Consider the following 15,193-nt stretch of genomic DNA (forward strand, 5'->3'; position numbering starts at 1 on the left):
AGGACGGATTCCGCCGGGCATGGCCCGGCGCTACCGAAGAGGCGGATCACGTCAACGCAGCGCCCCCCGGAAAGGCGCACCGCGGTAGCGCCGGGCCATGCCCGGCGAGCGCAGCGGTCAGGGTTTCGCGCCGGTCCCCACATCATCGACGTCGCGATGCAGGATACGCCGCACCTCCAGCACCGCCTGCGGGGTTTCCTGCACGCTGTGGCCGGAGATGATCACCTTCTCCGACAGCGCGCCCGGCAGGTGTGCGCTCCAGTACGGCACCAGCCCATCATCGGACTTCTCCACCGGCAGCTCCGGCTTGCGCTGGGCAATGATCGAGTGGTACTTCAGGCCGGTCTCGATCGGCAGCTGCGCGGCGGCCTTCACGAACGGGTCGCTGGCCTTGAGGTTGTCGATGCTGTTGGGAATCTTCGGCTTGGCGGTACCGTCGACCTGCTGCTCGGCCTGCGCCAGTGCCAGGAACACATCCTCGAACTTGCCGAGGATGGTCAGCGGCAGCCGCACCAGGCGGCCGATCAGGCGACCGACCTTGTTGCCGGCGATGTCGGTGCCCTGGTGCGGTGCGGCGATGAAGATCGCACGCTCCACGTTCGGCTGTGCCTTGAAATGCAGCAGCGGCCCCAGCTTGTTCTGCACCCGCTTCAACCGTTCACCCTTCAGGTCGTAGTTGGCCAGCAGGTCGTTCCACAGTACATCACCCGAATCGCTGACCAGCAGGCGCGCCAGTACGCCACCCATGCTGTGGCCGATGTAGACCATGTCCTTCGATGCACGCGTACTGCCGTCGGGATCGAAATGCTTCAGCGTGTCGTTGAACGCGTTGGCGATCTCGTAACGGTTCAACGCGATCGGCGCATTGGTCGGGTAGTAGACCTGCCACACCTGGAACTGCTGGCGCAGCTCGGGATCACCCATGATTTCGTTGGCCAGGTTCACCCACGCTTCCGGGCTGCTGGCCAGGCCGTGCAGCATGAAGATGATCCGGCGGTTCGGATCCCACGGCTGCATCAGGTAGATGTGCGGCTCGCCGATGCCCTCGCTCATGCCGAACAGGGTGCGCAGCGACTGCCGCGCGAAGCCACTCTGCGCCAGCCACAGGCCGTAGGCGGCAGTGAAGTTGCCGGCCAGCGGTACCTGCTCACCGTGCAGGGTGATGCGCTCGGTCGCTTCCGGCGAATAGGCATCCAGCTCGACCCGGCGCGTGCGCATCACGTCTTCCAGGCTGCTGCCTTCGAACCGCAGCAGCGCAGTGACGTTGATCGAGGACATCTCACTGAACTCGGGCACCGAATCGTCATGACGATGGCGGCGGCCACGACGCTCGTCGTCTTCATCATCCGGTGCCGTTTCGGCCTTCGGGCCATCCGGTGCGATCACCGGCGCAACCAGCTTCGGCGGATCCATCACCATCACCAGCTCGGCACCGAAGCCATCGCGGCGATAGGTGCTGCGCAGGCCGACAAAGCTGACGGTGCCGGCCGGAACCAGCTGCGCGGGAATGCTCTTCAGGCCCAGCTGCTGGTAATTGGACGCCAGCGACCAGCTGCCAACCGTGATCGGCTTCGTGTAGTCCTCACCGGCCAGTGCAGCGGCACGCGCGCGCACGAACAACACCACCGCCGCCTTTTCGGCCGCGTAGTTGTAGTAGTCACGCACCTGCGTCTGGCGGTCCTCGAAGGCTCGGTCGGACGGCGAGCGGCCGCTGTAGAACAGGTAGGCATAGGCATAGCGCGCGGCCTCCAGCCACGCATCCAGCGCCGCATCGCTCATCGGTGGATCACCGGCAGCGGTCTTCTTCGGCGTCATCGCCAATGCCGCCTTCACCCACAGCTCGGACAGCGCCGACAGGCGTTGTTCGACATTGAGGTCGTCGGTCATCAGCAACGTGCTTCGGCAGACCAGGAAGTCCTTCTCGCACTGCGATTCGTCCAGGCCCGCTGCGCTGAGCGTTTCACGCGCGGCCGGGCTGAGCTTGCCGGTGTTGAGCACATCCGCGCGCTTGTTGACCAGCGAATCACTGGATTTGACCTGCTTGACGGTGACCATCGCGCAGCCGCTGCTGCCCAGCAGCAGGAAGGCGACGAACAACACCGGCAGCAGGCGCTGCCAGCGGGTCAGAAAGAGTTGGGTCATTACTGCGGGTCCTGCTCGGTGCCGGGCACGCCCTGGCGGATCACGGTGGAGAAATGCGCGCCATCACCCAGGTCCAATGCGCGCTGGGTGATGCGGCCCTTGTCGTGCAGCTCGGCGTATGGCACGCCCGGCGTGAGCGCACCGACCTCCTGCGCGTACTCGGCGAGATAGCCGGACAGCAGCAGGCGGTAATCCAGCGGCAGGCGCGGTGCGATGTGGCGGGCCAGGTCGAAGACGATGGTCGTGCAGTTGCTGGTCAGCGTGTTGTAGAAGCCCGGCTTCGCATCCAGCTCGCGCGCCTGCGCGATGTACGCGGCGAACAGTTCCTTCAGCTGTGCGCGGTCCATGCCGTGCAGGCGGTACAGGTAGACATCCTCGCCCCGCGCGTTGGTACGCGTGCGGATGATGTCGGTCTCCTCCGAAGCCACCAGGGTCATCTCGAACTTGCGGAAGAAGCCGCCCAGCGCGGAGAACGACTCACCGCGCTCCTTGCGGATCTCCAGCGAGAACACCACGTGGCGACCATCCTCGAAACCGAACGAGATCAGCGTGTGGGCGATCGCCGGGCCCATCCAGTACGACAGCACCAGGTCGGCCGAGCGCAGCTGGTCCAGGTCGTATTCGCGGCGCACCCAGTGCGCGTCGTAGTCGGTTTCGCTGCGCCAGCTGAAGTCGCGCACGTTGTCCAGCACCACATGGCGCCCGTCGAAGGACACCACATGCAGGCGCTGGGCCACGTCGTCGGCCCATACGCGGTCCTGGCGCGGGGTCAGCAGCAGCCACCACAGGCCGGCCAACGCCAGCGCCACACCGAAGGCCGTGCCCAGGCGGCGCGAGGCACGCCCGCGCGCGACCCGCCACGACGCCCACAGCGCCACCAGCAGCCACAGCACGGCGACGCCGGTGGCCAGCCAACCCGGTCCCGGCAGCTGGTAGGCCAGCAGCCCGCTCACCCACAGCGCCGCCAGCGCCATGGCACTTCCTGTCATCCAACGTCCTGCGGCGTTCACTGGCACCCTGTCGCGGTCTCGAAGCCGCATAGTTAGCCACAAGCGGGTTCACCGTGGCATCTACGGACCGTTCAGGCTGGGCGGCGCACCGTCGGCGGCGGCCTCTGCGGCCAGGTTCACTTCACAGGAGCAACGATGGGCATCACTTCCGTGGCCGGCGTTCCGGTCCAACCCCGGCACCGAGCCACCTGCCACTGCGGCACGGTCGAACTGCTGCTGGACCTGCCGGACGGTATTGTCGAACCCCGCCGCTGCGACTGCTCGATGTGCCGGCGCCGGGGGGCCATTGCCGCCAGCGTCAGCCGCGCGGGCCTGCAGGTGGTGCGCGGGCAGAACCACCTGCAGCTGTACCAGTTCAACACCCATGTGGCCGAGCACTATTTCTGTGGCGTGTGCGGCATCTACACCCATCACCGGCGCCGCTCCAACCCGGAACAGTACGGCTACAACGTGGCCTGCCTGGAAGGCATCGACCCGTTCGCGCTGGGTGTGATCCCAGTCAACGATGGGGTCAACCATCCCGCCGACCGCACCGGTTAGTGGCGAGTGCGTCGTGGCGGTGCGGCAACCTTCTGCCAGGGGGCCATGCCGCTGCGGCCGGCCCGCACCGGGCGCTTCAGCCAGGGCCGGCGGGGCGTCGCCTGCGGTTCGGTGGCGACCGGAGGAGGAACAGGCCTACGGCCAGGCCAGAGATGGTCGAGCAGCCACATGGCGGGTCTCCGTGGGGGACGGGGACCTGTACGCTAGCGATGCCTGGGCAAAGAACCGGTGAGGGCCCTGCGGCAGTCAGATGACAGCGGCGGTCCACTCTCAGTGCTGCGGCCGTGAACCTCCCAGGCGGCGTACCAGCACGAAGAACAACGGCACCAGCAACACCGCCAGCACCGTGCCGGAGAGCATGCCGCCGATCACGCTCATGCCGATTTCACGACGGCTGACCGCACCCGCACCGGTGGCCAACGCCAACGGAATCACACCGGCCACAAATGCCAACGACGTCATCACGATCGGACGCAGGCGCAGGCGTGCGCCCTGCAGCGCCGCCTCCACCGCCGAACTGCCGGCGCGATAGCGGGCTTCGGCAAACTCAACGATCAGGATCGCGTTCTTGGCCGACAGGCCGATGGTGGTCAGCAAGCCGACCTGGAAGTAGATGTCGTTGACGAACCCGGCCGCCGTGGTCGCCAGCACGGTACCGATCACGCCCAGGGGGATCACCAGCACCACCGCCACCGGCACCGTCCAGCTCTCATAGAGCGCCGCCAGGCACAAGAAGATGAAGGCGATGGAGGCGGTGTACAGCCACAACGTCTGGTTGCTGGCCAATTGTTCCTGGTAGGACAGGCCACTCCACTGCAGGTCGAACCCGGGTTGATCGGCAACCAGCGCCTGCATGCGCTGCATCGCCTCGCCCGAACTGCGGCCTTCAGCGGCGCTGCCCTGGATCTGCATCGCCGGCAGGCCGTTGAAGCGCTGCTGCAGCTGCGGCCCACGCGCCCAGTGGCTGCTGGCGAAACTGGCGAACGAGGCCATCTGCCCAGTGCCGCCGCGCACATACCACTGGCCGATGTCGTCGGGCACGCTGCGGTAGGGCTGGTCGCCCTGCATATAGACACGCTTGACCCGGCCACGGTCGAGGAAGTCGTTGATGTAGCTGCCGCCCCAGGCCGCGGACAACGTCGAATTGATGTCGGCCTGGGCCAGGCCGAGCGCGCTGGCCTGGGCGTGGTCGATGTCCAGCCGCAGCTCGGCCTTGTCGCCCAGACCGTTCAAGCGCACCGAGGTGAGCCCGTCGTCTTCGCCGGCCGCGCGCACCACCTGTTCCTGCGCCGCCTGCAGGGCCACGCGCCCGGCCGCGCTGGTGTCCTGCAGCCACAGTTCGAAGCCGCTGGACTGGCCCAGTCCACGCACTGCCGGCGGTGCCAGTACATTGACCTTGGCATCCGGCAAGCTGCGGAAGTAGGCATTGGCGCGTTTGATGATCGCTGCAGCGGTGTTGTCGCCCGTGCGCTCATCCCAGGGTTTCAGTGCGAGAAAGCCCTGCCCCGCGTTCTGGCCGGTGCCGGCATTGTTACGGCCGACCACCACGAACACCACATCCAGGTTCTGCTTCTCGTGCTCCATGAAGTAGCGGCTGATCTGTTCGCCCAGCGCCTCGGTACGCGCCATCGGCGTGCCCTCCGGCGTGGAGAACTGGAAGGTCACCTGGCCTTGGTCCTCCACCGGCAGGAAGCCGGTGGGCATGCGCGCGTACAGCGCTACCATGGCGATCACCAGCAGCAGGTAGAACGCCATCCAGCGCCGCGGCCGGGAGACGACGCCGCCGAGTCTGCCCTGGTAGGCCAGCTGGCTGCGCTCGACGCCGCGGTTGAACGCCCGGAAGAAGCGGCCCTGCGGTTTCTGCGCCGAAGACGGCTTGAGCAGGGTCGCGCACAGCGCCGGGGTCAGCGTCAGCGCCACCAGCGCCGACAATGCCATGGCAGATGCGATGGTGATCGAGAACTGCCGGTAGATGATGCCGGTGGAACCGCCGAACAGCGCCATCGGCAGGAACACCGCACCCAGTACCACGGTGATGCCGATCAATGCGCCGGTGATCTCGCCCATCGACTTTTCGGTCGCTTCGCGCGGTGGCAGATGTTCTTCGTGGATGATGCGCTCCACGTTCTCCACCACCACGATCGCATCGTCGACCAGCAGGCCGATCGCCAGCACCATCGCGAACAACGTCAACGTGTTGATGGTGAATCCGGCAACGGCCAGCACGCCGAAGGTACCCAGCAGCACCACCGGCACGGTAATCGCCGGGATCAGCGTGGCGCGCAGGTTCTGCAGGAACAGGAACATCACCACCACCACCAGCACGATGGCTTCGATCAGGGTGTGGATGACCCCCTCGATCGAGACCCGCACGAACGGCGTGCTGTCACGCGGATAGGCCACCTGCAACCCCGGCGGGAAAGTCGGCCGCAGCCGTTCGATCTCCGCGCGCACTGCATCGGCAGTAGCCAATGCGTTGGCACCCGAGGCCAGGGTGACCGAGAAGCCGGCCGCCGGATAACCGTTGAGATAGCTGCTGGTCTGGTAGTTCTCCGCGCCGATCTCGACCCGTGCGACGTCACCCAGCAACACCGCAGCACCATTGGGCAGCGTGCGCAGGATGATCGCGCGGAACTGCTCGGGGGTCTGCAGGCGCGACTGCGCGGTCACCGTAGCGTTGAGGCTCTGCGTCGGGCTGGACGGCATCGCGCCCAGCTCACCCGCCGTCACCTGCGTGTTCTGCGCCTGGATCGCAGCGCGCACGTCCGACGGCATCAGGTCATAGGCGCGCAGCTTGTGCGGGTCCAGCCACACGCGCATTGCGTAAGCCGAGCCGAACACGTTGATCTCGCCGACACCGGGAATGCGGCTGATCGGATCCTGCACGTTGCTGACCAGGAAATCGGAGACGTCCACGCGCTCCATGCGCCGGCTGGTGTCGTACAGCGAGACCACCATCAGCGAGTCGCCCTGCGACTTGGCCACCGTCACGCCCTGCTGCTGCACTTCCTGCGGCAGCCGGTTGATGGCCTGGTTGACACTGTTCTGCACCTGCACCTGGGCAATATCCGGGTTGGCGCTCTGGTCGAAGGTGACCGTGATGCGCGCCTGCCCCGATGACGAACTGGTCGATGAGAAATACAACAGGTGATCGATGCCCTTGATCTGCTGTTCGATTACCTGGGTGACGCTGTCTTCCACCGTCTGCGCCGAGGCACCGGTGTAGTTCGCGGTGATGTTGACCTGCGGTGGTGCGATGTCCGGGTACTGCTCCACCGGCAGCTGGGTCACCGCGATGGTGCCGAAGGCCATGATGCAGATCGCCAGGACCCAGGCGAATACCGGGCGATGGATGAAGAAGCGCGGCAGCATCTGCTCAGTCCTTCCCGGCCGGTGCCGGTGCAGGCTTCACCCGTACCGTCATGCCATCGGCCAGGCCCTGCGCGCCGGCTACCACCACCTGCTCACCGGCGGCCAGGCCATCGAGCACCAGCCACTGATCGCCCACCGCACGCGCGGTGCGGAACAGGCGCAGCCGCGCCTTGCCGTCCTTGTCCACCAGCCACGCCTGCGCCTCGCCCTTGGGGCTGCGATCGACCGCGGCCTGTGGCACCAGCAGCGCCTGCTGGCGGGTCCCCTGCCCCACCAATGCGCGCACATACATGCCCGGCAGCAGCTGCCCATCCGGATTGGGGAAACGCGCCCGCAGGGTGATGCTGCCGGTTTCCTGCTGCACGTCCACGTCGGCGAATTCCAGCGTGCCGGGCAGCGGGTAGTCGGTGCCATCGGACAGGCGCAGCCGCACCGGTGCTGTGTCGGCCTGCACGCCACCGTCGGCGATGGCGCGGCGCAGTGCCAGGTACTCATTGCTGGACTGGGTGATGTCCACGTTCATCGGGTCCATCTGCTGCACCCGTGCCAGTGGATCGGCCTGGCCCGAGGTGACCAGCGCCCCCGGCGTGAACAGCGCGCGGCCGATGCGCCCGGCAATCGGCGAGGTCACCGTGGCAAACCCCAGCCGTGTGCTGGCGGTGTCACGTGCCGCCTGTGCGGCCTGCGCCGCGGCGGCAGCCTGCTGGTCGCTGGCGATCGCATCGTCCACGTCCTGGCGCGCGGCCAGCTGGTCCTTGCCCAGCGCCTGCATGCGCTGCGCCCGCAGGCGCGCGGTCACCGCAGCGGCCTCGGCGGTCTTCAGGTTGGCCTGCGCCTCGTTCAGCGCCGCCTGGTACAGCGCGGGCTCGATCTGGAACAGTGGCTGCCCGGCCTTCACCCACTGGCCCTGCTCGAACAACCGCCTCACCAGCACGCCATCGACCTGCGGGCGCACGTCCGATTCCTGCGAGGCGACGCTGCGCCCGGGTAGTTCCTGCTGCAGTGCCAGCGGCTGGCTGCGCAGGGTCAGCACGGTCACCTCCGGTGCCGCGGCGCCGGGCTTGGGCGCGTCCTTGCCGCAGGCGCTGAGCAGGCCCGCCAGGGCAAGCGCCAGCAGCGGCAGGCCCGCGGTTCGCGGCAGCCGCCAGGCACGGTACGGACGGGAGGGGTTCGGAAGGATCATCGGCTGCAGGGTTCCACGCGTGGGGGAGCGTTCGGCGCCGAATATAGAAGACGTGGCGGCACGATCCTGCTAAATCGCGCATGAAACATTTTTCATTTGCAGTCGCTGCCCACGATTGCGAGGATGCCCCTGTCCCACTCTGCACACTGGCCCATGCCGCGCGTACTCACCATCGAGGACGATCTTGTCACCGCCGAGGAGATCGCCACCGAACTGCGCAGCCACGGCTTCGACGTGGACCTGGCCAGCGACGGCAGCAACGGCCTGGCGCTGGCACGTGCAGGCGACTACGCGGTGATCACCCTGGACCGCATGCTGCCCGGCATCGACGGGCTGGCCCTGGTCACCACGCTGCGCCGTGAAGGCATCACCACGCCGGTGCTGATGATCAGCGCACTGTCGGACGTGGATGAACGCGTGCGTGGCCTGCGCGCCGGCGGCGACGACTACCTGACCAAGCCCTTCGCTTCGGACGAGATGGCTGCACGCGTGGAAGTGCTGATCCGGCGTCAGGGCCCGACTGGCGCCATCGACAACGTGCTGCGTGCCGGCGACCTGGAACTGGACCTGATGACCCGTTCGGCGCGACGCGGCGGGGATGAAATCGCGCTGCTGCCGACCGAGTTCAAGTTGCTCGAATTCCTGGTCCGCAACGCCGGCCAGGTGGTCACCCGCAGCATGCTGTTCCAGGAAGTCTGGGGCTACCACTTCGATCCGGGTACCAACCTGATCGACGTGCATATCGGTCGCGTGCGCAAACGCATCGAACAACCCGGCCGGCCGCAGCCGATCATGACCGTCCGTGGAACCGGCTATGTCTTCGACGCGCAATCCTGACCACTGGCGTTCCTCCAGCAGCAGGCTGCTGGGCCTGTACTGCATTCTGTTCGTGGCGTGGTCGAGCCTGCTGCTGGGCGTGATGTACTGGCGCATCTCGGACTACCTCAGTGACCTGACCGAATCGGGCCTGCAGCAGCGCGCCCACCTGTTCATGAGCTTCGACGGGCCGGCACTGGATGAAGCATTGCGCGACAGCCAGCGCTTCGATCTGCACCAGGTCTATACCTATGGGTTGTTCGACAAGGCCGGCATGCCGATGGCGGGCCCGCTGACAGCGATCCCCGAGGGACTGCCGCTGGATGGCAACTCGCATGCGGTGGACGGTTGGACGCTGGCCGATGGCCGCCACGACAACGGCGGCAGTGCGCTCGGCGTGGTGACCCGCGATGGCCGCACGCTGGTATTCGTACGCCAGAATGGCAAGCTCATGGCGGTCAACAGCATCATCCTTGATGCACTGCTGTGGGGCGTGTCGCTGACCGTCATTCCCGGCCTGGTGGGCTGGCATCTGCTGCGTCGGCGCCCGTTGAAACGTATCCAGCAGATCGAAGCGGCCACCAACCGAATTGTTGCCGGCGACCTCGGCCAGCGCCTGCCGGTCTCCAGCCGTCGCGACGAGATCGATCGGCTGTCGAGCATCGTCAATGCCATGCTGGAACGCATCGAACAGCTGATGACCGAAGTCAAAGGAGTCTGCGACAGCATCGCCCACGATCTGCGCACCCCGCTGACCCGCCTGCGCGCGCATCTGTACCGCATGCGCGTGGGCCTGGACGAACAGAACCCGCATGCCGATCCACTGGACAAGGCGCTGGCCGAGACCGACATGCTGATGGCGCGCTTCGCCGCGCTGCTGCGGGTATCCGAGCTGGAGAGCCACCAGCGACGTTCGGCCTTCGACGCGGTGGACATCGCCGATCTGCTGCAGGAACTTCACCAGTTCTACCTGCCGCTGGCCGAAGAGAAGCAACAGCTGCTGGAACTGCAGGTGGACCCGAAGGTGGGCCCGCTGCGTGGAGACCGCGAGCTGCTGTTCGAAGCGCTGGCCAACCTGCTGTCCAATGCCCTGCAGTTCACCCCTGCACACGGCCGCATCCTGCTGCGTGCGGTCGATGATCACGGCGCCCCGAGGATCGATGTGATCGACAACGGGCCGGGCATTCCGCCACAGGACCGCACGCTGATCTACCAGCGCTTCTTCCGTGGCAGCAGCAGCGCCGGCCAGGGGCCTGGATTCGGCCTGGGCCTGTCGATCGTGGCCGCCATTGCCGGCCTGCACGGCTTCCGTGTCCGCGCCGGCAGCGCCCCCGGTGGCGGCGCCTGGATGAGCATCCGCGGCGCGACGGACGGCCTGCCCTGACGCTGGGCTCAGGCACCTCAATCGCACTTGGGAATCATTTGTATTTGCGGGCGAGCATCCGGATAATCCGCCGTCACCGCCCTTCCCGGATCACTCCCGATGCCCGCTCTGCCGTTGCGTCCGCTGCTGTACACGCTCGCCCTGCCCACCCTGCTGGCCTCGGCCATCGCCCAGGCCCAGGACACCCCGGCGGCGCGCACCCTGGACAGGGTAACGGTGGTGGCCGAGCGGGCCAGCACCGCGACCAAGACCGACACCGCCCTGACCGAGACACCGCAGGCGATCAGCGTGGTCACCCAGCAGCTGTTCACCGATCGCGGCGCGCACAACCTGCAGGAAGTGCTGCGCTACAGCGCCGGCGTCACCGCCGATGCCTGGGGCCTGGATACCCGCAACGATGCCACCTCGGTGCGCGGGCTGGACCCGGTGCAGTACCAGGATGGCCTGCGCCGCAGCTACGGTTTCAGTCCCCTCGCCCGCCCGGAAACCTATGGCCTGGAACGGGTGGAAGTGCTGCGCGGCCCGTCCTCGGTGCTGTACGGTGCCGGCGCCACCGGCGGCATCATCAATGCGATGAGCAAGCGCCCGGCCTTCGGTGCCCTCAACGGCGAGGTCGGCGTGCAGCTCGGCAGTTTCGACCGCAGGCAGCTGCAGGGTGACATCGGCGGCGCATTGAACGATGCCGGCACACTTGCCGGCCGCTTCGTCGGGCTGGTGCGTGAATCGAACATGCAGACCGATGTATTGAAGGATGACCGCGTCTATCTGGCACCGTCGATCAGCTGGCGCGGCGAACGCAGCACCTTGACCCTGCTGGCCAGCTATCAGCATGACAAGACCGGCTCCAGCCAGCAGTTCCTGCCGCTGGCTGCGACCCTGCTGGCCCCGCCCGGACGCCGCCTCGACCCGTCCACCTTCATCGGCGATCCCGGCTTCGACCGCATCGACTCGCGTGTGTACAGCCTGACCGCGCTGTTCGACCACAGCTTCAACGACACGCTCAGCCTGCGCTCGGCAGTGCGTTACATCGATGGCAGGACCACCCTGCAGCAGATGTACGTCGACAGTTACAGCAATCCGGCTGATCCCTTCATCGACGCCGAGCGGCGCGTGGTCAACCGCACTGCCTACGGCACCCGCCCCGACGTGCAGATCTTCAGCGCCGACAATGCGCTGCAGTTCGACTTCGCCACCGGTGCCTTCCAGCATCTGCTGCTGGCCGGCGTGGACTACAGCCAGTACAAAGAGCAGCTGCAGCGGCTGGACGCCACCGGCACGCCGATCGACGTCTACACTCCGGTATCGGTCGCACCGATCGTGCGTGGCTGGGATCGTCAGCCGGACCAGACCTCCACCCAGCTGGGTGTCTATGTGCAGGACCAGATCCGCTGGGCCGACCGCGTCTCGCTGGTGCTGGGCGCGCGCCGCGACCATGCACGCTCGAAGACCGAAGGCCAACCCAGCCAGACCGACAACGCCACCACCTACCGCGCCGGGCTGATCGGCGAACTTGGCGCGGGCGTTTCGCCCTACCTGAGCTACAGCGAGTCATTCCTGCCGGTGTCCGGGCAGGATCTGTTCGGCAACGCCTTCAAGCCGATGCGCGGGCGCCAGTCCGAGGCCGGCATCAAGTGGCAACCCGCGCGCAACCTGCTGCTGACGCTGGCGGCGTACCGCATCACCGAAACCAATCGCCAGACCAACGATCCGGACAATGTGCTGAACGTGGTGCAGACCGGGCAGATCCGCTCCAAGGGCGTGGAGCTGGAAGGCCAGTTCCAGTTCGCCAACGACCTGACGGTCACCGCTGCCGTTGCGCGCAACGAGGCTGAGGTCAGCCGCAGCAACTTCGCATTGGAAGTGGGCCAGCGCCTCAACGACACCCCGCAGGACCTGGCCTCGGCATGGGTGTCGAAGGGCTTCCAGCTGGATGATGCCGCACGCCTGCGCCTGGGCCTGGGCGTGCGCCATGTCGGCAATACGGTGTCGCTGGGCAATGGCGGGCGCATCATCACGCCCAGCTATACGCTGGCCGATGCATTGCTGGAAGTGCAGGTGACCGACTGGACGATGGCATTGAACATCACCAACCTCACCGGCAAGCGCTACTACGCGCCGTGCCGCACTTTTGGCGACTGCTTCGCCGGCTACCCGCGCGTGGTGACCGGCACCATCAGCTATCGGTTCTGATCACAGCCAACGCTGGCCGCCGCAGCAGCAGGTGCAACAGCACAGCGCATGCGGCGGTCAGCAGCGCCAGGACACGCAGCAGTATCGCCAGCGCCTCGGCACTGGCCTGCTGCAGCTGTGCGCCGCTCATCGCAGGAAGCAGTGCCTGTGCCTGTGCATGCGCACCCGTCGCCAGATAGGCACCGGCGCGCGCCAACGATGCGGGTGATGCTCCCTGCAGCTGGTGGCCGATCAGCAGCGCAAGCAAGGCAGTAACTGCGGCCAATGCGATGCCTTCACCGGCCACCCGCACGGTTCCGAAAATGCCGGCGGCCATGCCCGCACGCTGCACCGGCACCACACTGACCGACAGCCCATCCATCAAGCCCCACGGCAAGGCCGTTCCAGCGCCGATCAGCATCAGCAACGGGACCCACTGCGAGGGCGACGGATGCGATGCGTGGCGCGACAACAGGTACAACCCAGAGGCACAGACCAGCAGGCCCAGCGTACACAGCCGCGCACTTCCAACGCGCTCCGCCCAGCGCGCGGCCAGCATCGGCAGCACCAGCATCGGCGCGGACAGGGCCAGCATCTGCAGCCCCACCAGGGTCGCGCTCTGTCCGTGCACACCCAGCAGCTGCAGAGGCAGTACCACCAGCAGCACTACGTAGCCGAAGCAGGTTGCGACCGGCAGCAGCTGGACACCCAGGAACGCAGGTTGCGAGAACAGTGAGAGGTCCAGCAACGGTGAGCGGTGCAGCCGTTCGATGCATACGAACACCCCACCCAGCAGCAGCGTCGCCAACAGCCCCAGTTGCACGCGCATGGCATGCAGGCCGAATTCACCCAGCCACAGCAGGGCCAGGGTCAACGCCGCCAGCATCAGGCTGAAGCCCAGCATGCCGCCGACATCCAGCCGCCCGCGTTCGCCATGGCTTTCGGGCAACACGCGCGCGCCCACTGCGAAGGCCGCCAGCGTCAGTACACCGCCTACGGCGAACACACTGCGCCATCCCAATGCCTGCAACAGCAGACCGGCGAGGAGCGGCCCCAGCGCCAGCCCCGCACCGAATGTGGTGCCCAGCAGGGCGAACACACGGGCACGCACCGGGCCCTGCCAGGCATGCGCCAGCGCAGCGGTGCCGGACGCTAGCGCCGCTGCAGCGGCAACGCCCTGCAGCCCGCGCGCCAGATCCAGCCACAGCAGCGTGGGCGCAAGGCAGACGACGGCAGTGGCGATGCTGAAGCCCGCCGTACCCAGCAGGAACAGCCGCCGCCGACCATAGCGGTCGGCCAGGCCACCGGCAGCGAGCAACAGGCTGCCGAAGGTGAGCATGAACGCATTGGTCACCCAGGCCAGCGCGGTGGGCGACGACGCCGCGGAACGGGCCAGCGCCGGCACCGCGACGGCACCGGCCGAGAAGGACAACGGCAGCGCCAGCGCGGCCAGGCAGACGGCAAGCAGCGCCCAGCGCTGCTGCGTGTGGGAAGGTACGGGAAGCATCGAAACCGGGGCCATGCGGGCCTCCATCCATCAGGGGCATTGATGATGGACAGGCCGCTATTCCTGAAAAACAGGCTCGATGGACGTTGATTACGGCCCATCGTTCCGTAATCATGCCCCGCATGGATTCCATCTCTACCCTGCTGGCCTTCGTCCGTACCGCCGAAGCAGGCAGCATCGTCGGCGCCGCTCGCGTCCTCGGCCTCTCCGCGTCGGCCGTGGGCAAGCGCATCGCCCGCCTTGAACAGGAACTCGGCACGCGCCTGTTCCAGCGCACCACCCGCCGCGTGCACCTCACCGACGAAGGCGAACTGCTGCTGCAGCGCTGCCGGCGTGCACTGGACGAGCTTTCCGAAGCGCAGGCGGATCTGGCGCAGCGCCAGCACGCCCCGAGTGGACTGCTGCGCATCGGCCTGCCCACCATCGGCTACCGCTTCCTGTTGCCGGTACTGCCGGGGTTCCAGCAGCGCTACCCTCAGGTGCAGCTGGAACTGGACTTCAACGACCGCATCGTCGATGTGGTCAGCGAAGGCCTCGACGCGGTGATACGCAGCGGTGAACTGGCCGATTCCAGCCTGACCGCACGGCGGCTGGGCGGCTTCCGTTTCATCCTCAGTGCGGCGCCGGGCTATCTGCAGGCCCATGGCACGCCCGGTGATGTGAGCGAGCTGCGCCTGCATACCGCGCTGCGCTTCCGTTACCCCACCACCGGAAAGCTGCACCCGTGGCAGCTGCCGGGCATCGAAGGTGATGCTGGAGCGCGCCTTCCCACCGCGATGACCTGCAACAACATGGAAGCCGTGCTGGCCGCTGCGATCGGTTGCATGGGCCTGGCCTGGATGCCTGACTTCCTCGCAGCCGACGCGCTGGCCGATGGCCGCCTGCAACGGGTACTGCCTGCACTGCCCACGCACCAGGGGCAGTTCTCGTTGCTATGGCCCGGTGGGCGCCATCCCAGTGCACGCCTGCGGGTGTTCATCGACTATGCCGTTGCGCATCTGTTCCGCGGCCACCCGGAAAAGGGGACGGAGGGGATTAAGTCGTTTCAGGCACAGTAGGGCTAATTACGA

General features: G+C 67.0%; 10 protein-coding genes. 5 read left to right on the plus strand and 5 right to left on the minus strand.

The features are described 5' to 3' along the window. Nucleotides 1-117: 117 nt before the first annotated feature. Entirely contained in the window at nt 118-2,142 is a 2,025-nt protein-coding gene (locus AC0Z6F_RS17325) for an esterase/lipase family protein (RefSeq protein WP_012510265.1), read from the minus strand. Next, complete coding sequence (locus AC0Z6F_RS17330; RefSeq protein ID WP_012510264.1) at nt 2,142-3,116, minus strand: Lnb N-terminal periplasmic domain-containing protein; 975 nt, start codon at nt 3,114-3,116, stop codon at nt 2,142-2,144. Before AC0Z6F_RS17330 ends, AC0Z6F_RS17325 begins: the two co-directional genes overlap by 1 nt. Before the next feature lie 171 nt (nt 3,117-3,287). On the opposite strand from AC0Z6F_RS17330, the gene AC0Z6F_RS17335 reads away from it, so the two are divergent. Further along, nucleotides 3,288-3,692: a GFA family protein gene (locus AC0Z6F_RS17335; RefSeq protein ID WP_012510263.1), complete on the plus strand. Its 405-nt coding sequence runs from the start codon at nt 3,288-3,290 to the stop codon at nt 3,690-3,692. Nucleotides 3,693-3,962: 270 nt separating this feature from the next. Here AC0Z6F_RS17335 and AC0Z6F_RS17340 read toward each other — a convergent pair whose 3' ends face one another. Together AC0Z6F_RS17340 and AC0Z6F_RS17345 are read right to left on the minus strand one after the other, a co-directional pair. Then, nucleotides 3,963-7,064: an efflux RND transporter permease subunit gene (locus AC0Z6F_RS17340; RefSeq protein ID WP_004147062.1), complete on the minus strand. Its 3,102-nt coding sequence runs from the start codon at nt 7,062-7,064 to the stop codon at nt 3,963-3,965. 4 nt (nt 7,065-7,068) lie between these two features. Then, the gene (locus AC0Z6F_RS17345; RefSeq protein ID WP_100467923.1) at nt 7,069-8,247 is read right to left on the minus strand and encodes an efflux RND transporter periplasmic adaptor subunit; all 1,179 of its coding nucleotides are present in this window, start codon (nt 8,245-8,247) and stop codon (nt 7,069-7,071) included. A 153-nt stretch (nt 8,248-8,400) separates the two neighbouring features. On the opposite strand from AC0Z6F_RS17345, the gene AC0Z6F_RS17350 reads away from it, so the two are divergent. From AC0Z6F_RS17350 to AC0Z6F_RS17360, 3 genes are all read left to right on the plus strand, one after another. Continuing rightward, on the plus strand, nt 8,401-9,084 hold the full coding sequence (locus tag AC0Z6F_RS17350) for a response regulator transcription factor (protein WP_012510261.1): 684 nt from the start codon (nt 8,401-8,403) through the stop codon (nt 9,082-9,084). Next, the gene (locus tag AC0Z6F_RS17355; protein ID WP_012510260.1) at nt 9,062-10,447 is read left to right on the plus strand and encodes a sensor histidine kinase; all 1,386 of its coding nucleotides are present in this window, start codon (nt 9,062-9,064) and stop codon (nt 10,445-10,447) included. Before AC0Z6F_RS17350 ends, AC0Z6F_RS17355 begins: the two co-directional genes overlap by 23 nt. 99 nt (nt 10,448-10,546) lie before the next feature. Continuing rightward, nucleotides 10,547-12,637, plus strand: coding sequence for a TonB-dependent siderophore receptor (locus AC0Z6F_RS17360; protein ID WP_012510259.1), 2,091 nt, complete (start codon nt 10,547-10,549; stop codon nt 12,635-12,637). Here AC0Z6F_RS17360 and AC0Z6F_RS17365 read toward each other — a convergent pair. Further along, on the minus strand, nt 12,621-14,138 hold the full coding sequence (locus AC0Z6F_RS17365) for an MFS transporter (RefSeq protein WP_485617976.1): 1,518 nt from the start codon (nt 14,136-14,138) through the stop codon (nt 12,621-12,623). The two genes, AC0Z6F_RS17360 and AC0Z6F_RS17365, sit on opposite strands and share 17 nt — an antisense overlap. A gap of 107 nt (nt 14,139-14,245) precedes the next feature. Between AC0Z6F_RS17365 and AC0Z6F_RS17370 the strand changes: the two genes are divergently transcribed. Continuing rightward, a complete protein-coding gene (locus AC0Z6F_RS17370; protein WP_041864480.1) occupies nt 14,246-15,181 on the plus strand; it encodes a LysR family transcriptional regulator in 936 nt (311 codons plus the stop codon). Nucleotides 15,182-15,193 lie beyond the last annotated feature (12 nt).

Source organism: Stenotrophomonas sp. 1L-E-5-B-C3 (genome assembly GCF_057292075.1).